14 protein-coding genes, 1 tRNA gene and 5 pseudogenes are annotated in these 18,799 nt (G+C 46.8%); 13 read left to right on the top strand and 7 right to left on the bottom strand.

All coding sequences use genetic code 11. From position 1 onward, the window contains the following. Position 1: 1 nt before the first annotated feature. From ACL9RG_RS01195 to ACL9RG_RS01185, 3 genes are all read left to right on the top strand, one after another. The gene (locus ACL9RG_RS01195; RefSeq protein WP_422790733.1) at positions 2-424 is read left to right on the top strand and encodes a putative T6SS immunity periplasmic lipoprotein; all 423 of its coding nucleotides are present in this window, start codon (positions 2-4) and stop codon (positions 422-424) included. Between the two features lie 300 nt (positions 425-724). Next, the gene (locus ACL9RG_RS01190; RefSeq protein WP_422790732.1) at positions 725-1,180 is read left to right on the top strand and encodes a DUF2946 domain-containing protein; all 456 of its coding nucleotides are present in this window, start codon (positions 725-727) and stop codon (positions 1,178-1,180) included. A gap of 70 nt (positions 1,181-1,250) precedes the next feature. After that, positions 1,251-2,735, top strand: coding sequence for a PepSY-associated TM helix domain-containing protein (locus tag ACL9RG_RS01185; RefSeq protein WP_422790731.1), 1,485 nt, complete (start codon positions 1,251-1,253; stop codon positions 2,733-2,735). 90 nt (positions 2,736-2,825) lie between these two features. On the opposite strand, the gene ACL9RG_RS01180 is transcribed toward ACL9RG_RS01185, so the two are convergent. Continuing rightward, positions 2,826-3,734 carry a LysR family transcriptional regulator gene (locus ACL9RG_RS01180; RefSeq protein ID WP_422790730.1) on the bottom strand — a complete coding sequence of 303 codons (909 nt, stop codon included), beginning with the start codon at positions 3,732-3,734 and terminating at the stop codon, positions 2,826-2,828. Between the two features lie 261 nt (positions 3,735-3,995). Here ACL9RG_RS01180 and ACL9RG_RS01175 point away from each other — a divergent pair, with 261 nt between their 5' ends. The 5 genes from ACL9RG_RS01175 (at position 3,996) to ACL9RG_RS01155 (ending at position 10,242) form a co-directional block, all read left to right on the top strand. Beyond that, positions 3,996-5,201: an MFS transporter gene (locus tag ACL9RG_RS01175; RefSeq protein ID WP_422790729.1), complete on the top strand. Its 1,206-nt coding sequence runs from the start codon at positions 3,996-3,998 to the stop codon at positions 5,199-5,201. A gap of 52 nt (positions 5,202-5,253) precedes the next feature. Then, complete coding sequence (locus ACL9RG_RS01170; protein ID WP_422790728.1) at positions 5,254-6,117, top strand: NAD(P)-dependent oxidoreductase; 864 nt, start codon at positions 5,254-5,256, stop codon at positions 6,115-6,117. 531 nt (positions 6,118-6,648) lie between these two features. Continuing rightward, positions 6,649-7,761: an RNA ligase RtcB family protein gene (locus ACL9RG_RS01165; protein WP_422790727.1), complete on the top strand. Its 1,113-nt coding sequence runs from the start codon at positions 6,649-6,651 to the stop codon at positions 7,759-7,761. Then, a complete protein-coding gene (gene prfH, locus ACL9RG_RS01160) occupies positions 7,761-8,378 on the top strand; it encodes a peptide chain release factor H (RefSeq protein ID WP_422790726.1) in 618 nt (205 codons plus the stop codon). Before ACL9RG_RS01165 ends, prfH begins: the two co-directional genes overlap by 1 nt. Before the next feature lie 406 nt (positions 8,379-8,784). Further along, complete coding sequence (locus ACL9RG_RS01155; protein ID WP_422790725.1) at positions 8,785-10,242, top strand: serralysin family metalloprotease; 1,458 nt, start codon at positions 8,785-8,787, stop codon at positions 10,240-10,242. A gap of 57 nt (positions 10,243-10,299) precedes the next feature. Here ACL9RG_RS01155 and nac read toward each other — a convergent pair whose 3' ends face one another. Further along, complete coding sequence (gene nac / locus ACL9RG_RS01150; protein ID WP_422790724.1) at positions 10,300-11,229, bottom strand: nitrogen assimilation transcriptional regulator NAC; 930 nt, start codon at positions 11,227-11,229, stop codon at positions 10,300-10,302. 504 nt (positions 11,230-11,733) lie between these two features. Here nac and ACL9RG_RS01145 point away from each other — a divergent pair. Both ACL9RG_RS01145 and ACL9RG_RS01140 read left to right on the top strand, forming a co-directional pair. Continuing rightward, a tRNA-Asn gene (locus ACL9RG_RS01145) sits at positions 11,734-11,809 on the top strand. Between the two features lie 161 nt (positions 11,810-11,970). Beyond that, complete coding sequence (locus ACL9RG_RS01140; protein WP_422790723.1) at positions 11,971-13,233, top strand: tyrosine-type recombinase/integrase; 1,263 nt, start codon at positions 11,971-11,973, stop codon at positions 13,231-13,233. 191 nt (positions 13,234-13,424) lie between these two features. On the opposite strand, the gene ACL9RG_RS01135 is transcribed toward ACL9RG_RS01140, so the two are convergent. Both ACL9RG_RS01135 and ACL9RG_RS01130 read right to left on the bottom strand, forming a co-directional pair. Then, positions 13,425-14,306, bottom strand: a complete 882-nt coding sequence (locus ACL9RG_RS01135) for a LysR family transcriptional regulator (RefSeq protein ID WP_422790722.1) — start codon at positions 14,304-14,306, stop codon at positions 13,425-13,427. A 179-nt stretch (positions 14,307-14,485) separates the two neighbouring features. Continuing rightward, complete coding sequence (locus tag ACL9RG_RS01130; RefSeq protein ID WP_422790721.1) at positions 14,486-15,403, bottom strand: zinc-binding dehydrogenase; 918 nt, start codon at positions 15,401-15,403, stop codon at positions 14,486-14,488. A 399-nt stretch (positions 15,404-15,802) separates the two neighbouring features. On the opposite strand from ACL9RG_RS01130, the pseudogene ACL9RG_RS01125 reads away from it, so the two are divergent. Next, a pseudogene (locus tag ACL9RG_RS01125) lies at positions 15,803-16,176 on the top strand (conjugal transfer nickase/helicase domain-containing protein); the annotation flags it as partial. Here the strand turns inward: ACL9RG_RS01125 and ACL9RG_RS01120 are convergent. Together ACL9RG_RS01120 and ACL9RG_RS01115 are read right to left on the bottom strand one after the other, a co-directional pair. Next, positions 16,175-16,291, bottom strand: a pseudogene (locus tag ACL9RG_RS01120) (baseplate assembly protein); the annotation flags it as partial. The pseudogenes ACL9RG_RS01125 and ACL9RG_RS01120 sit on opposite strands and share 2 nt — an antisense overlap. Further along, positions 16,288-16,850 (bottom strand): annotated as a pseudogene (locus ACL9RG_RS01115) (phage baseplate assembly protein V). The pseudogenes ACL9RG_RS01120 and ACL9RG_RS01115, both read right to left, overlap by 4 nt. An 82-nt stretch (positions 16,851-16,932) precedes the next feature. On the opposite strand from ACL9RG_RS01115, the gene ACL9RG_RS01110 reads away from it, so the two are divergent. After that, positions 16,933-18,138, top strand: a complete 1,206-nt coding sequence (locus tag ACL9RG_RS01110; protein WP_338651087.1) for a hypothetical protein — start codon at positions 16,933-16,935, stop codon at positions 18,136-18,138. A 35-nt stretch (positions 18,139-18,173) separates the two neighbouring features. Here the strand turns inward: ACL9RG_RS01110 and ACL9RG_RS01105 are convergent. Next, a pseudogene (locus ACL9RG_RS01105) lies at positions 18,174-18,438 on the bottom strand (phage virion morphogenesis protein). Between the two features lie 114 nt (positions 18,439-18,552). Between ACL9RG_RS01105 and ACL9RG_RS01100 the strand changes: the two are divergent. Next, positions 18,553-18,768, top strand: a pseudogene (locus tag ACL9RG_RS01100) (tyrosine-type recombinase/integrase); the annotation flags it as partial. Between the last annotated feature and the right edge of the window lie 31 nt (positions 18,769-18,799).

The following is an 18,799-nucleotide window of genomic DNA, read 5'->3' as shown; positions in this document are numbered from 1 at the left end:
CATGAATAAAAAAATGAAAAATTTCATATCCATTCTGCCAATCATTATGCTGACAGGTTGTCCTGGTGATAGGCTTGATATTCGCTACAAGCCTACTGAAACAGCCAGCGTAAGTCTGTCTGATCGGGAGATATGTTTTCAGGTTTTAGATCCACGTAATTACCAACCAGAAATCATCACTATTTCATCTAGGGATACACCTATTAAGGAAAGATGGTATAAGTACAAGCCAAATTTAGCAGTTGATAATGGAAAGTTATGCATCCCCTCTTCTTTTTATCAATTCCCTACGAAAGGACAATTTATTGTTAATTATATTTTGACTTCGCAGAGTAAAAAAACGCCACCTCGACATGTTGTGGTTGGCTTTGAAATTTCAAATGGCCATGCATATGGTATTCAGCTTCAAAACAATGAGTTTTAAAGATTTCCTTTATACTTTAAGGGGCAGTATTGTTAGCTGTATCTCAACTCTCTTATGCGCTTCAGACTTCAACACCTGATGCTCATTTCGTGAACTCGGTCAGATCCTTGTCTGATGCATCTTGTAGCAGTTTCAGTCCTTTATCGGTATTTTGCTATTGGCCTGAAACTCACGGCCGTATGAGACCTACCTCGTTTTCCTCCAACTGAATATCACCGACAGACGCCACTTTATTTTACCTAACCCCGCATATCGCGCTACACTGCCGCCACATTTAATTGACCTACATTTTCTTATTTGATGAAACTGTCGCACCAGAGACAACAACAGCTGACCGCTTGTATTGCTATTTTGGCAATACTGCTGCTATTTGTTGCTCCGGTGGTGTCAAAAACCCTGATGTATCAGCAAATGCACGCGATGAATATCGATGCTTCTGCGCACTCAGCGATGATGAGTCATCATGATATGTCGACGATGCCAGGGATGAAAATGCACCACGGTTCGTCATCGGCGATGATGATGGACGATCGCAGCATGATGGATGAAGGCCATTTCGCCTGTGGCTATTGCGAGCTGCTGATTCACGTGGCGCTGGTATTCTGGGTCTTCATTCCGATTATCTGGCTGCTGCTGATCATCACCCGCGCCCCACCGCCACGTTATATTGTTGCCCGCGTGATTGCACGCCGCTGCCGTTGTCAGCATCCGCGTGCCCCACCTAAATATCCGGTTGTGACCCCGTTTTACGCATAACAGGCGCTAGCCGCTGCTTTTAGCAGAGGTTCACGTGCCTGTGAGGTAATGTCGAACAACTGGAAATTCTATGTCTTATACATCGCACGCCGCACCGACGGCGAAAAATACAATTTTTACTCTGATCCGTCGCCTGCATTTTTATATTGGTCTGTTTATCGCGCCGTTTATTTTTGTCGCGGCACTAACCGGGACGCTCTACGTCCTGACGCCACAAATTGAAGGTTTTATTTATAAAGATGTATTAACAACCGAGCCACAAGGCAACGCACAGCCGCTATCACAACAGATTGTCGCCGCACGTCATTATGCTGGCGAGGACACCCTTATTTATGCCGTACGCCCGGCACCGAGCGCAACGGATACGACTCGCGTTCAGTTTGTCGATAATAAACTTGGAGCTTCTGAGTCACGTTCGGTGTTTGTTGACCCTTACACACTAAAAATAAAAGGCGATTTACCGGTTTACGGCACATCGGGGATTTTACCACTGCGTACCTGGCTCGATGGGCTGCACCGCGAGTTGTTGCTTGGCGATCTCGGCAGAAATTATAGCGAGTTGGCAGCATCCTGGTTATGGGTTGCCGCACTCGGTGGCGTCATTCTTTGGCTAGGTACCCGCCCTCGTCGTAAGGTAAAAAGCCAAAAAGGTCGTTTTGCCGCAGCACGCCACTGGCATATTACACTCGGTTTAGTCTTGTTCGTCGGACTGGTGTTCTTCTCTGCAACCGGACTGACCTGGTCGCAATGGGCCGGCAATAACATCGATAAAATGCGTGCAGAGTTTAACTGGATGACACCGCAGGTGAATACCAACTTGCAATCTCAAAACGCGCCTGTCGCTATCGATCCTCACGCTGAACACCACGGTGCAGCGCCAATCCCCGCTCCAGCAAAACAGCAAGACAGTATGGACGGGATGGATATGTCAGGCATGGATATGTCCACTGCATCGACCCAAACTCCAGCTAAAAGACAAAACCGTGCTGATGCTGATTGGAATACAGTTTTGCAAGCAGCTCGCGCTGCCGGCATTACGGCTTCCAAAGTCGAATTGCGCCAGCCCAAAGCAGCGGATAAAGCCTGGACGGTAACCGAGGTCGATCGCGGTTGGCCAACGCAGGTAGATGCGGTGTCAGTTGATCCGAACACCTTTGCCATTATCGATCATGTTTGGTTCGCTAAATTCCCACTGCTGGCCAAACTGACACGTTGGGGAATCGACGCGCATATGGGTATTTTATTCGGTCTGGCCAATCAGCTAATTCTTGCTGCTTTCGGTCTTGGCCTGTGCGTGATGATCGTACTGGGTTACCGCATCTGGTGGATTCGCCGCCCGGCTGTAGCCGCAATACACCCTGCGCAAACACTGCTTTCGTGCTGGCAGGCGTTGTCTATTGGTTGGCGCGGTATTACATTGCTGATTGCCGTGGTATTGGGCTATTGCTTGCCGCTAATGGGTATAAGTTTGCTGATTTTTGTGGCAATCGATATTGTGCGTTGGATGCGTAATCACCATAGAGTTAGCGCGCATCAGCAGGCTCAAGACTGCTGATCGAGGTTACCAACGGGGATCATTCGGTTCCCGTTTCACTTATCCAAAAATGCCTTACGATTATGCTATTTCTGCTGCCCTCATAAGATTTCACCCTACCAATCCCATCACAAAATCCAATAACGCGCGGGTTTTAGCAGGGACATGATGACGTGACGGGTAATAGGCATAAAGTGGAAAAAAATTATCTGGCCATGCGGGGAAAAGATTAATGAGTTGCTTAGAAGTCAGGTACTTCTCAGAACCAAATTCGAAGAGTTGAGCAATGCCGAGACCGGCCAGACACATGCTATCAACCGTGCCAGAATCATTCACGGTAATTGTGCCTTGTGGTTTCACGCTCAATGTTTTCTTGCCCTGATGAAACTCCCACGGGAAAGGCTTACCTGTTACCGGCTCTCTAAACATGATGCAACGATGTGGATGCGTTTCCAGTTCAATCGGCGAAGACGGATGACCATATTTCTCGATATAAGCGGGTGAAGCCATAGCAAGTACTCTTGTTGCAAATAGCTTGCGGGCTACCAGCGATGAAGGCTGAGGATGACCAAAACGTAGCGCCAGATCAAACCCATCGGCCACCAGGTCACCTAAATCTTCTCGACTACGCAGTTCAATCTCCAACTCTGGATGGCTATCCATAAATGCGCCAAGGTTCGGCCCTAAGATATGACTGGAAAACAGAGGATCGACATTAACCCGTAAGCGTCCCTGTACCTTCTGCACCTTACTTGCGGCGCTGCCGGTCACTTCTGCTAGCGCACCAATCAGCGGCATAACTTGTTCGTAGAATTCACGGCCTTCATCCGTCAACCTTACCGAACGCGTGGTACGTTCGAATACGCGGATACCCAGCCGCGCCTCAAGGCGTGCAATCGCCCTGCTGACACCAGATTGTGACATATCCAACATCTCCGCGGCTCCACCAAAACTTTTGGTATCAACCACCGCGGCCATCACATCTACGCCTTCCAGCAATTGCGAGCTAAAAATACTCATTCTTGATTCCCAGTCATAAATGATATGCCTTTCATGCTATCGCAATTAGATGACAAAAATCTCACAATTCATTCCATGTAGCGCCAATTGATAAACAGCGACGCTACGGGAGAAGCAGAGTCGGCATGGCATTTCCCTTCGGTAAATCTTCGTCACCATTAACCGTTTACAACGCATTCAATTGGGTGCTTTAGCAAATCTAAGGCGGGCATACGTTGCCTAAAATCCCCTATTTTTAACCAAGAGATAAAAGATTAATTCATGCATTCATCGACAAATAATACACATTCCCATGCGCACGGGCTGGCTATCTCCAAGGCGCGTAGCGTTATCGCCGTTCTGGCTTTAAGCCTGGGCTGCTTCTCTTTTGTCAGTACCGAGTTAATGCCAGTTGGCGTGCTGCCTTCCATGGCGGCTGGCCTGAATGTCTCCCTGGGTGCAGCGGGTTATCTGGTCACCTGTTTCGCCTTTTTGGTGGCGCTCACCGCCACGCCTTTAACCAGTATTTTCGGTTCGATTAATAGAAAGGTATTGATGGCAGCACTGTTAGCCGTTTGCTGTTTAGGCAATTTGGTGACCTATTTAGCACCCGGTTATTTTTTAGTCCTTATCGGACGCATTATGGTCGCCGCCGCCATCGGGGTATTCTGGTCCACCGCGGTCGTCACTGCTGTGCATCTGGTTTCCGCACGTAACGCTATACGCGCTACATCTGTCGTCTTCGGCGGCGTCTCTCTGGCAACCGTGCTCGGCGTGCCTGCGGGGACAATTATTGGTGAACATGAAGGCTGGCGCGCGGTATTTGCCGCCCTCGCGGTGCTGAGTCTGGTGGTATTTACCATCGTCGTCTGGTCAGTTCCTGCGGTGCGTATTTCTAATTCATCTATTCGTGGCGCCGTATCACGCATCCTCAAAAACGCTACGCTGATGGCAATTTTCGGCGTTACCGCCCTGGTAGTGATCGGTAACTTTTTAGCCTACACCTACATCGCACCTTACCTGGAAGAAGTCGCACACCAAAGTGCTGCGCAAACCAGCGTGATGCTGTTGATTTACGGCGGTGCCGGAGTGGTTGCCAATTTTGCCATCGGCCCCTTCGCTGCTAAATCACTGCGTGCCTGCTTAATTGTTGTCACCGCCATGCTGGCCGTGAGTCTGATCGCCATGAACGTTGCTGCTGTCAGCACGACCTCAATGATCATTGCTTTTGTTGTCTGGGGTGCGGCCTACGGCGCACTGCCTGTCTTGCTACAAACCAGTGTGTTTAACGGCGCGTCTGCCGTTAAAGGCGGGGCCGATGCAGCCACCTCCATTAACGTTGCAGTATTTAATGCCGCCATCGGCACGGGGGCATTAATCGGCGGCTTACTCATCAACCACGTTGGCCCATCGCCTATTCCAGCGGTATCCGCCGGTTTTGTGTTGGCGGGGCTGATTTTAGTGATTGCTACCCGCACATCGCGCTAAGCCACAACGGGCATTTAATAACATTGCTTCACTCAATTGACAGGACAACCTAATGAGCAAAATTACTGTACTCGGTTTAGGCGCAATGGGGTCACGTATGGCCGCTAATTTGATCGCCGCCAAACATGATGTCACCGTTTGGAATCGGACACCGACGGCAGCAGAACCATTGCTAAGTCAACACGTAACGCAAGCCTCTTCTCCGCGAGAAGCTGTGGATGGTGCCGAATTTGTTATCGCCATGCTGCGTGATGATGCCGCCTCACAACAGGTTTGGCTTGACCCACATACCGGGGCCTTAGCAGGAATGGCCGCTGGCAGTGTCGCCATTGAAAGCTCGACGCTGACGCCAACGTGGATCAAAGCGCTCGGTGCACAGATGTCCCATCACAATGTCTCGCTGCTGGAAGCCCCGGTATCGGGTTCGCGCCCACAGGCTGAAGCCGGGCAGTTGGTGTATTTGGTTGGGGGAGACGCGGACACATTGCAGCGTAGCCGCTCGCTGCTAGAAGAAATGGGTTCAAGCATTCATCATGTTGGCGCATTGGGCGATGGGGCATTAGTTAAGCTGGCGACTAACGCGCTGATGGGAATTCAGGTGACGGCTTTAGCGGAAATTATCGGCCTGCTAAAACGCCATGGCACCGATGTAAACAAAGCACTCGCGGCCATCGCTGGAACGTCAGTTTGGGCACCGATTGCTACCTATCTTTCTAGCACTATGCTCAACGGGAATTTCGCCCCACTGTTTCCTGTGGAGCTTATCGAGAAAGATTTTGCTTATACTCTAAGCGCCGCGGGTTCAACCGGTGCGGCACCGACTGTTGCCGCCGCGCATGACGTCTTCCGTCAAGCGTTAGAGCGCAATTTGGGTCAGGAAAATATGACTAGTGTGGTGAAATTATTTACTGAGTAAGCGTTGCCATAAAACAGGATTGGCCGGTGCATAAACCGGCCAACGGCCAACTGCCCGGATACAGACCAAAACAGTTATCGATAAAACGGCTTTGTGGAACAAGCGGGCTCTTACATACTTTTAGAGATATAATCTGGCGTATTAACATTTAGATTAATGAGACAGGTTCCCAGACGTTACCTTCAGAGAAAATCAATCTCACACTTTTTAGTGCCCGCACATTCTTTTTATTGTCCACCCATTTAAATATGGGAAAGAAATATTTTCCGGATAATACGCCTAAAAAAATTCAATTAATTGACATTACCGATTTTTATAGATAGCATCCTGCTCGTTTTTTTACTCATTCACTTTGCAAAGGAGGTACATCATGAATTATCAAGCACTGTTTACTCTTTGCGGGTCGACAATCCAGGCATAATTTCCTGTCTAATCTAGAGTTTATTTTTTATCGCTCTATAGTCCTTCAGGTATTGCTCTGGCTTCGGCCTGCCACATCCAAATTAAATAAATTAGTCTTTAGGATTGGTTATGGGCAATATTATACGCTCCGTGTCACCACGCGTTTCATTGATCGCGTCGGAACACACATGGATTGAAGGCAATGCAATCCAACAACTTGAAACAACAGCAAAACTTGCAGATATGGTGCAGGTCGCTGGTATGCCAGACTTGCATCCAGGTCGCGGTTATCCGGTCGGCGCAGCGTTCTTTTCGCAGCATCGTTTTTATCCGGCATTAATCGGCAATGATATCGGTTGCGGTATGTCGCTATGGCAAACTGAATTAAGCGTGGCAAAACAGCCATTGGATAAATTGGAAAAACGTTTAGGCAATATTGATGGCCCAATAGAGGATGAAGTAATAACGGATATTCCTGCCGAATTTCAGCCCTATTCTTATACTTTAGGTACGATTGGCGGCGGCAATCACTTTTCTGAATTACTGCAAGTTGATGAAATATATCAACCCGAACATAATATTGATAATAAACGTCTTATGCTACTGGTGCATAGCGGCTCCCGCGGCTTGGGTCAGCATATATTGGATGAACATATTCGTGTTCACGGCCATCATGGATTATTGGAAAATAGCGATGATGCCAGCCACTATTTGCAGCAGCATCAGCATGCCTTAGATTTTGCGCATTTTAATCGGCAATTAATCGCCCAGCGTATATTGTCACGCTTGCGTACATCGGGAGCATGCTTGTTGGATATCCATCACAACCTGCTCGCACAAGCAACGATTGATGGCATCACCGGCTGGCTGCATCGCAAAGGGGCAACGCCTGCCGATGAAGGTTTAGTGGTGATCCCTGGATCTCGTGGTGATTACAGCTATGTCGTTGAGCCACATCCACATGCCAGCAGCCTGTTTTCGCTGGCTCACGGTGCCGGACGCAAATGGATGCGCTCAGAATGCAAAGATCGTTTGTCAGCCCGCTTCAGCGTCGAGCAACTAGCAAGAACCCGTTTCGGCAGCCGAGTGATTTGCCGCGATCGCCAACTGATTTATCAGGAGGCGCCAGAGGCATATAAGCCGATTGACAGCGTTGTCGGAGCATTGCAACAGGCCGGATTGGTCACGCTCGTCGCACGTATGAAGCCGGTGCTGACTTACAAAACCAGCGGAGGCCAGTGATGATTTTATTACAGATCTCAGCGGCTCAAGGGCCAGATGAATGTTGTCTGGCGGTCAGCCTGGCGCTACGGCAACTGACGAAAGAAGCGCTAAAGATGCAGGTTGAGGTGAATGAAGTCGAATGCGAAAACGGCAATCGCCCCAACACGTTGCGTTCTGTGCTGTTAACGCTTAACGGCGAGTTGGCAGAACAGCTGGCAGACCAATGGTGTGGTACTTTGCAATGGATTTGCGATAGCCCATGGCGAAGCGGTCGCAACCGCAAAAACTGGTTTATCGGCGTCGCGCGTTTCTCTGCAACCGTGATACCGAAAGACAGCGAGATTCGCGTTGAAACCTTGAAATCTTCCGGCCCCGGAGGACAGCATGTTAATAAAACCGAGTCGGCAGTGCGTGCAACCCATATTGCCAGCGGTATTAGCGTGAAAGTACAAAGCGAACGCAGCCAACATGCCAATAAACGGCTGGCTTACCTGCTGATCGCTCACAAACTTGAGCAGCTTGAGCAATACCAGTTAGATGCGCAAAGAGCCGAACGTCGGTTGTTCCATCATCATATCGTGCGCGGCATGCCCGTGAGAGTATTTAGCGGCGAACGCTTTACTCTCGTTAAATAATGCCTTTGGCACGCTGTTCTTAAAAATCAACTAGCAATATGCAATCTCTCTTATCATCTAGATGAGATTGCATCCCTTTCTTGCTTACCCATACAAAAGGCAATATTAACATCACGTCAAAATATATAATCCTTTCTATCCCCTCCCTATAAAAAACGTCCACACAATATAATTAAATGCCCGCACAAATAAAAAAAGCCTATACATCTCGATAAGTAACATTTTATAAAAACACTTTAAAAACCATAAAAAATAAACAAAGAAATGCCCAGAAACGGGCACACTCGCCACATAATAAATAAAAATAAACTATTATAACCTTGGGGAAAATCGCGATAACAAATATATGTTACCAGCGCCCACACTTAAAATACGTCATTGTTTTAATTAAAACCTCGAGGAAGTTATGCATAATAATTCACATGAAAAAGCAACTGGTTGGGATAGTGTTAATCAACTACTTAACTATTATCAACGTGGTGACGAAGTAAACGTAGGAGGAAAGCCTTCTTTAGATATCGATGATGCAGGAACCCATATAGCCCGCAGGGATTACACCTGGAACGGTAAATCGATAACAGGCAAAGAAGCCACTGTTACCTATAGTTTCCCTGAGTGGAAATACGATGAAACAACAGGTGTACAAAATCGAAAAGAAGGACATGCTGAGACAGGCCTTAGTGTATTTACCGACACTCAAAAACAGGCAACTAAACTCGCCCTACAATCTTGGTCTGATGTTGCTAATTTGCATTTCGTTGAGGTCGCATCAGATCAAATTTCTGATTTAAAGTTTGGAAATTTCACCAATGAAGAATCGAGACGAGCATTTACTTACGGTGCGGGTAAAAAACAAAATGAATACGACTATCAAGGAAATAAAGTAGAAGGCCAAATTTGGATGAATTCTGGCCACGGTCAAGGATTACTAGACCCTGAAATAGGTAACCATGCGAGACAAACCTACGCTCATGAAATCGGCCACGGTCTGGGACTGTCACATCCTGGGGAATATAATGCCTCTAAAGGTAAATCAAGCTACGATTCAAATGCTAGTTATGTCGAAGACAGCCGACAATTTAGTCTAATGAGTTATTTTAGTGAAAGTAATACAGGCGGTGATTTTAAAGGCGTCTGGGCTGCCGCCCCCTTACAAGATGATATATCGGCCATGCAGCATTTGTACGGTGCCAATATGAGAACCCGGGTCGACGATACCATTTATGGCTTTAATTCCAATACCGATCGAGATTTTTATACGGCGACGGATAGTAGCCAAAAATTGATTTTTTCCGTTTGGGATGCCGGCGGTAATGATACTTTCGATTTCTCTGGTTATTCAGACTACCAACGTATTAACCTGAATGAAGGTTCTTTCTCTGATGTCGGAGGACTGAAAGGGAATGTCTCCATCGCTGCTGGTGTCACCATTGAAAATGCCATTGGCGGTTCTGGTAACGATGTCATTGTAGGCAACGATGCAGATAACATCCTAAAAGGTGGTGACGGTGATGATATTATCTACGGCGGCGGCGGTCAGGATCAGCTTTGGGGCGGCAGTGGTAATGATATTTTCGTGTTCTCTGCGTTAAGTGATTCGCCCTATAAATCACCGGATAAAATTTGGGATTTTGAAACAGGCAAAGATAAAATCGACCTCTCCTACTTTAATCATGGGGATAAAGGCCATGATTTTATTAAATTTGTCGATGATTTTAGCGGCAAAGCAGGCGAAGCCCTATTGTCTTATGACGATCAGAATAACCTCAGCGAGCTGGCGCTCAACCTCAAAGGCAGTGCTAATCCAGATTTTTTGGTGCACATCATCGGCCAAGTTGATACTGCTACCGATTTTATTGTCTAACTCCTCAGTGGCGGGCTACGATGCCCGCCGTACCAACAGTCTAATAAAACTAATGATTTAGCCCGCCAGCAGCATCGGCTCAGCAACCTGCGCAATATTGTTATTTTCCACCAGCGACAATAGGATTTTTTTCACCGCTTGTGCAGCCTGTGACAACGGCAGATGATCGGAGAGGCAAAGTGATAGTGGCGCCTGAATTGACGGGCTGCTAATGCAAGACATCCAGGCATTGGCTGGCCCAATAATGGCGCGCGCGGCAGATTCTGGCAAAATAGTCGCCCCTAGCCCGCTGGCAATCGCCGCAATCAGTGTATTAGCCGATTCAATTTCACCAATCACTTTAGCGTTTAAGCGGCGCAGCGTCAGTGATTCGTCCACCAGCTTACGCAACAGATTTTGCGCACTCGGCAGGAAAAGATTGAGCTTAGCAACATCGCTTAATTCAACGTATTTGCCAGGGTTCTGTACCGAGTTGCTGCCAACCAGATAAAGATCTTCTTTCATCAACGGCATAAAAGTCACGCCCGCTGCGCTTTTATTGCCATATTGTACGGCCATATCCATCCGGCCATTGGCGGTGAGATCGGTCAGGACATTGCCAAAGTTTTCATTTAAGTAGAGTAAAATCCCCGGATGCTGTTCGCGCACGGCCTGCAATAATGGCAATGCCAGAGAAGTTGCCGCCGTTCCCGGTGCTAAACCAACAGAAACCTGACCATTTAATGACAAACCCGCGCTATTGACCGCACTCTGGGCTTGCTCACACTGACGTAAAATAGTCTGCGCATGAGTATAAAGGATGCTGCCTGCCTCAGTTGGCGTTACGCCACGTTTAGTACGGATCAATAATTGCTGATGCAACTCACCTTCCAGCGTCGCCAGCTGTTGGCTCAATGCTGGTTGCGCAATATGTAACACTTCTGCTGCCTGAGTCAGGCTGCCGATATCAACGATTTTTACGAAGTACTTTAAACGTCTGAGATTCATTGCCGTCTCCCTTAAACCCGGTAAATAACGCTGACCTTCATCATGCAATGTTCTGCAGGTAATGAAGTTCGGCACAATGCCGATAATGCAAAATTCATGACAATAGCCAGAGCAAGATCCAGGCCAACAACGTTATTTAGACAAAACATGGAGAACAAAATGAATCAATTGCTTATAAAATAACAAAAAATCATAAAAACAGACCAATCCACTCAGATAGGAAATAGCCATTCATAAGCAATGCGCTAAAAAGATGCACCAATATCATGCAAACTTATGGCTGTTATGCAGAAATAAGATTTTGTTCTTATACAAAACCTGAAAGCCGAAACTTCGACATACCATCCACACTCATCTTAAATGGCTAGATTTCATGCTAGCAAACGGCCATTTCGCTTCAAATCTCAACAAGTTGCCTAAACTGCCAGCAGTCGAACATTATTTTGCATTACACCCTTTGACATGCCCGTCCCCTATCGCTATTATTCGCCTCGTTCAAACGATTCCTCTGTAGTTCAGTCGGTAGAACGGCGGACTGTTAATCCGTATGTCACTGGTTCGAGTCCAGTCAGAGGAGCCAAATTCTTGTTTTCATGCCGCTCTGCGAATCCTTATGTAATTTAGATTCAATAAGCTAGCGTGAAAAGTCTTCCCGATGTATTTTTAGTTTTCCCTCCGCATCGGGAGAATTTGGTGGTCAGATTTGGGGTCAAGTTGGTTCGATGACGGAGTGACCCCCAAATGTCTCTTAACGACTCAAAAATCCGCAACTTAAAACCATCCGCAAAACCCTTTAAAGTTTCTGATTCTCACGGTCTGTACCTGCTGGTTAATCCAGGTGGTTCGCGTCTCTGGTATCTCAAATATCGTATCAATAGAAAAGAATCCCGCCTCGGCTTAGGTGCCTACCCTGATGTCTCTCTGGCTGACGCTCGTCAACAACGTGATGGTATCCGTAAATTGCTGGCGCATAATATCAACCCAGCACAACAGCGCTCCTCTAAAAGAGCCACTGCGTTGCCAGAAGAAACCTTCAAGTCTGTTGCACTGAGCTGGCATAAAAGCAACCGTACATGGTCAGAGAACCACGCAACCCGTCTGCTCGCCAGCATGAATAACCATATTTTTCCAATCATTGGGCATCTACCTGTCTCTGAACTAAAACCACGTCACTTTATCGACCTGCTGAAAGGCATTGAGCAAAAAGGTCTGCTGGAAGTCGCAGCACGTACCCGGCAGCATATGTGCAACATCATGCGTCATGCCGTGCATCAGGAGTTGATAGAGCACAATCCGGCAGCAAATCTCGACGGTATCATCGCACCTCCCGTTAAACGCCACTACCCTGCCCTTCCGCTGGAGCGACTGCCGGAACTGTTGATTCGTATTGAGGACTACCAGCAAGGACGGGAGTTAACCCGCCTGGCAGTATCACTCACCTTGCGCCTTTTCATCCGTTCCAGCGAATTGCGTTTCGCCCGTTGGTCTGAGATCGATTTCAAAAATAGAATCTGGACCATTCCTGCCACTCGCGAGGCCATCCCCGGTGTCCGCTACTCTGGGCGTGGTACAAAAATGCGCACTTCACATATCGTTCCACTCTCCCGTCAGTCCATCGCTATTCTGAAACAGATACGGGAAATATCCGGGCATCAGGTGCTGGTATTCCCCGGCGATCACAATCCTTATAAACCGATGTGTGAAAACACGGTCAACAAGGCGCTACGCCTGATGGGCTATGACACAAAAAATGAAATCTGCGGCCACGGGTTTCGGGCAATGGCCTGTAGTGCCCTGATGGAGTCTGGCCTATGGGCACAGGATGTGGTTGAACGGCAGATGAGTCACCAGGAGCGTAACAGCGTTCGGGCAGCATACATCCACAAGGCGGAGCATCTGGAAGCCCGCAAGGCGATGATGCAGTGGTGGTCAGATTATCTGGACAGATGCAGAAAGGAATTCGTGCCATCCTATATTTTTGGCCATCAGCAGTCCAAAGTCTGAACTTCGGTATATACCAATTGATAAGCTTGAAAAAGGGCTCAGCTAATGGGCCCCGTTTAAGACTAAATACTTCGCATATATAATTAAAATACCGTCAGCTTCATACAGAGCTTGGTTTTTAGTCACAGAATTGAGCAGAATATTGAATTTGGTCCCTCACAAATTAAGCGCAATTGCATCTGTATTGGGGGTCAAGTATTTATTCCTAACGCCGCCAGCAATGTACTGATTTTAGGTGAACGATGGCGCGATTTTGCATAAATTAATGAAAGCGGAATCGAAGCCTCGGAGTATTCTTGTAGTAGCTCGACCAGTTTACCGTTTTCCAGATATTTACCGACCGCAAAGTCCATTATTTGAACAACCCCCATCCCGCTGAGTGCCGCCTCTAACAGTACATCCGCAGTATCAACGACCAGATTACCCTTAATGTCAAAAGCCTGCTGTTCTCCCGCTATATAATAAAACCATTTGGTGCTACGCCCAGTTTTCTGTGCTTTAACAGCCAGACAGTTATGCTGTACCAGTTCCGCTGGCTCTTTAGGAATTCCGTGGCTGTTTAAATATTCCGGTGACGCAACGGTGACAAAACGTAAATGCTTGATGGTTCTTGCGATAAGCCGTGAGTCCTGTACGCTGCCAATTCTAATCGCCGCGTCAAAGCCTTCTTCCACCAAATCAACCAATCGGTCAGTCATAACCGCGTCAATTGTTAATGCCGGATATCTGTCGAGGATCTCTTTAAGTATTGGAATAACGACCAATCGGCCATAGGCAGAAGGTGTCGTTATTTTTAGTTCGCCTTCAGGGAAGGCAGTTCTACCGGTAATCGAATGCCCAACCTCATCCATTTCATGCATCAGGCTTCTTGAGGATTCATATAAAAAAACGCCATCGGTAGTCAGACTTACAGAGTGGGTATTGCGGTTAAGCAAGGTAACACGAAGATCGAGCTCAAGTCTGGTAATTGCACGTGAGACCCCTGATTGGGTGAGGCCCAATGCCTGCGCAGCTTTAGTAAAACTCTGCGTTTCCCCTACCTTGATAAAGATTTTAAGCGCATTTAAATCCATAAGTCTTCTCTTGCATCTCTTACGCGAACATCTATGCCTTGTAGGGGCATCAAGATACAAAAAAACCTGACAGAAGTTAAATATCAATGTGTGATTAGTTAAAAGATAACGCTATGTCGCCACAATTATTGCAATATCCTTGCGTGGCGACATCATAGAGGACTATGTACGAGTTGAGCTTAGTCCTGAGGTACGTTGAGCGTGACTTTGCCTGGAGCGAGAAGATGCAGGAAATCCTGTTTAATGACTTTATCCCAACAACCAATATTATCCGCGTATACTTTAATGATCTTCTCGGCAACGAGAGTGAGCAAGGTGTTTAAATCTTCTCCGGCCGGGGAATAATCCTTATAAGAAATCAGATCGATTCCTCGTGATACCAAAATTGTGGTGTCTATGCTCGCCACCTGCCCCGAGGCAACGCCCAGAATGAGAACTGTGCCATTAGGGACAACATTGTCTAATAGATGAGCCAGTAAATCGCCACCGACGGTATCGACCAGGGCATCAAAGGTTCCCTCAAAAGGATATTCTTTAGCCAATAGTACCTCGTTGGGTTTAACATCGCTGGCTTGCAGCCAATCGAATCCACGCTGACTGTGCGCCACCGCCGAAACTTTAATACCGGCATGCATTGCCAACTGAACCAACAAATGCCCGACGCCGCCCGTTGCGCCGGTAACGGCCAGAGACTGGCCCGGCTGCAAATGAAGGGTCCGCAGAGAACGCATCGCCGTTAATCCTGCCACCGGCAACGCTGCTGCAACCGCTGCTGATACACTCTCTGGCACGATAGCGACATTGGCACGATCGACAACGCGATATTGGCTCCAGGCACCCGAAAAACTCCATGTTAATACCCGCTCCCCAATTTTTGGTCCCTGACCGTCGCTGCTGGTCTCGATCACAATACCAAATGCATCCCATCCGGCAGGCTTATCCGATTCCCAGGGAAAGTCTAATTCTCCCCGATTAAGTGATATATTAGAAACTCTGATTAAAATATCACTTTCCGTCCTTCTGACCGGCCGCTGTACATCGGTTAATCTAAAACCACCGGTATCTGATTTCACAATTGCTTGCACGTATTCACTCATTGTTATTTTCCTTTTCGATATTTACACATTCATAAAAATCCATTAAATAACATTTAAATAAATAACATTATCTATTTTTAAGATAAGCCAATGACGATTTAATAACCAAAATTCAATATCTCAACCTCCTAACCTAACACGACAACCCGATAAACCATCCGATTATATTGGTGAAAAATGTCATAACAATTATGATTCATATTCTGTTTACAAAAGCCAATAATCGAGGGTATTAGTTTCATTACTGTTAATCACATCGAGTAAATTTTTATGAACAAACCACTTCCAGCGGCAATATATGTTTTAGGTTTTACTCTATTTGCCATGTGTAGTAGTTTAATGGATTTGGCCACCTGATAAGAGGTCATATCCTTACCTCACAGTAACACATAGCGATCTTCCGGCGAGCACTTCATGGATTGGCTGAAGCAAGGAATCCAGTCTTGTAAGATCATCATCAATGACACAAAAGCTCAGGTGCACACTGTGGTCGACACCACCTATCTCGTCAGTCCCTGTATCTTCCAACGCTATGCACAAGAGCATCCGCAGATCGGCGCTCTCGCCAAGCAGGAAATAGTTCAGGATTGGCAATGGGTGCAGAAGCGCTTCGAGCGGTTACAGCTTCACCGCAAAAAAACCAACGCTATGAATATCTGGAGTTGCACAGTCATTGAGCCGCGCGAGTCTCGCCGGCTGAATAGGTACCCGCTATCCAGCAATGAAAGTGGCTTGACAGACAACTGCTGAACAATCCCTATCTGTCCTTGCTCTGCTACCCTGCGGGGTCAGCAGAATGTCACGAACCGACTCGCGCAGATGGTCCGTTCCCGTGATGGCCTTAATGGCCTTGCCGTTGTTCTGACTCATGCCGAGATACAGCGTCATTCTGGACCTCCCGACATGTCACCACCTGTAATGACTTTGATATGAGCATGCTCATCCACTACGAACCCTTTGGAACTCATCGGGCCGCCGACCTGGGTAACTGCGCCGTACATCACCACCTCGCTGTTGATGTACGTGGTGTCGGCCTCCACGACAAACTCAGTGGTTTTGAGGCTGATATTATCTGCCGCCTCAATCATCCTGGATTTGATGCCCCGGACATGCCAGCACCCAGTGGCGGGACCGCATTCAAACCAGCTGCCGCCCGGATTCTGCGTCACGCAGCCGTCCACGGAGTACGACGGTGGTGCAAACTGGCTGGAGTAAATGGCAGGCAATGCAAACTCACCCATACTCAGGACCACCACATGCTCATCCGGCGACTGACTCCACCATGTGCGGGCACCTCCGGCGCGCGGCGTCAAACAGCTAATCAGTTGGTTTCAAGCTCGTCCACCTTTACCTGGCACATCCAGTTCTCCCGGTCCACTTCTGTCACGGTGCAGGTGCGGATCAGGTTGGTGATAAGGCGCATTATTTCGGTAAGTTGAGCGCTCATGCACATATCGTGATTTACTTTTTGAGTAATTAATAATACATTCCGTTGTACGATCAGAAATACAATACCATTAGAGGGATTTATGATATCCAACCGTAGTCTTGATGATGCTCTTTTCAATAATGAAATAAATGATACTTTCCGTGAACCTTTACGATTTAATAACGATTTAGTCCCCATACTAAAAAAAACGAACTCTCCACCCCTAACATATAATGAAATAAAATCATCCTTATTCGAAAGTTTCATTTTAAACAATGAAGTTAATTTCAAAGTTGAAGGGGAAAATCTAGCGCTAAAAATCATGATCAATGAAATAGGGTTAAAAGGAGTTGAGGAGCTAATAGATGAAAACGCTTTCAGTTTCACATTATGGACACCAGTTATTTTAGCACTTAAACACCCTTTCGCAGGCGTCCCTCCAATTTCCGCTACGCGCCTAAGAGACGGACCCAATGCTGACCCTGAACAATCCTTAGAATTAGCAATACACAACCTCTCAACACCTATTAAAAGGAGAGAAAGAAGAAATTTAATACGTAAATTGAGAGATAATTATATTGCGGTACCTGAGCAGATTGAGGACAACTGCTTAGAAGAAGTTTTATCAGCGCTCAAAAGCGGAAAGCTGAAAAGACTGGGACTTAATCTTAACGGAAGAGATATAAATGAGTTAACTCAACATGAAAAAAACCTCTTAGCAATATGCACATCGGACCTTCTTGGCTATAAATACGTTATAAACAAACATGCCAGAACCAGTCCTATAAGTGATATAAATATCTTGTTCGAGGACTCCCTATCTAAATCTGAGGCTCTTACCAAAGAGGAAGTATTTTCTTCAATCATTGAATTTGAAAAATTCCCAGACCTTCGCAAATCATTCGATTTAATGGGGCAGCCAATGGATCAATTATTGAGAGTCAGAAAAAGCAAGAGCGCAATGAGATTCAGGGATTGGCTAAGCGAAATCAATAATGCTACCACCCCCTTAGAAGCTCAGCAGATTTATGTGGAGAGCAATCTCAACCCAAAAGGATTCTTCGATACTTTTTGGGGGAAATCCACTAAAAGCTTTTCCATGATGTTTTTGGGTTACGGAGCAGGGCATCTAATATCCCCAGCTATTGCTCCATATTCCGCTGCTATTTTGCCATTTGCAGACCCACTTAAAGACTATTTATTTGACATGGCTGATGAATATTTATTAAGTGAACTAACTAAAGGTTGGACCCCACAAGTTTTCATAAATGACCTCAAGAACCTAAAATTCAAATACTCTGTTTAATGAGCGGGTGACATTTATGTATTTTATAGTTCACGTTATAGAATAGATATTCTGAACCTATCGGTTTTGTTGTTGAACCCGAGTAATCGATGCTTGGCGTAGCGGTCCCCTAGACCCTTGCGACTAACCCGATCACACAAACCATAATGACGCTGGCCGAGTCCGCGCTGGCTGAAGTTTTTAGTTATTTGGTCGTGCGCATCTTCGAATACTCCTGCCGCTTGATACGCCCTTTTTTTTTGTTCGGGCAGTCACTTTTCGCGGTTCGTATCCGCTGCCGTCAGGGTTGCGTTGCAGCATGATGATCTGCTGCTGATTCCTTCGAAGCTCCTACGCCAACTTGCGCATCATGCGCTGACGTCCGGCAGGCTCCAGATTCGCCAGCAGGGCCGCCAGCCACTCGTCAGCCTTATGCAGATTATCCACGTTATACGCCATAATTTTGCAGCACACTTTATGATTTCAGGCGTGAACATTTTTGCCCTTCAGAAAATTTTGGACCATCACGATATAAAAATGACCATGCGTTATGCTCACTTGGCTCCTGATCATCTTGAAACCGCCCTGCGCTTTAATCCATTAGCAACAATGTCATTCTACCCAGTTGAAGATAGTATATTAAAGTCGTAACATACTCGAAATATCATTGATAAAAGGTTTC

The organism is Rouxiella sp. Mn2063 (genome assembly GCF_049319665.1).
GTDB lineage: Bacteria > Pseudomonadota > Gammaproteobacteria > Enterobacterales > Enterobacteriaceae > JBMOUD01.
This window is presented reverse-complemented; position numbering and strand designations above follow the sequence as displayed.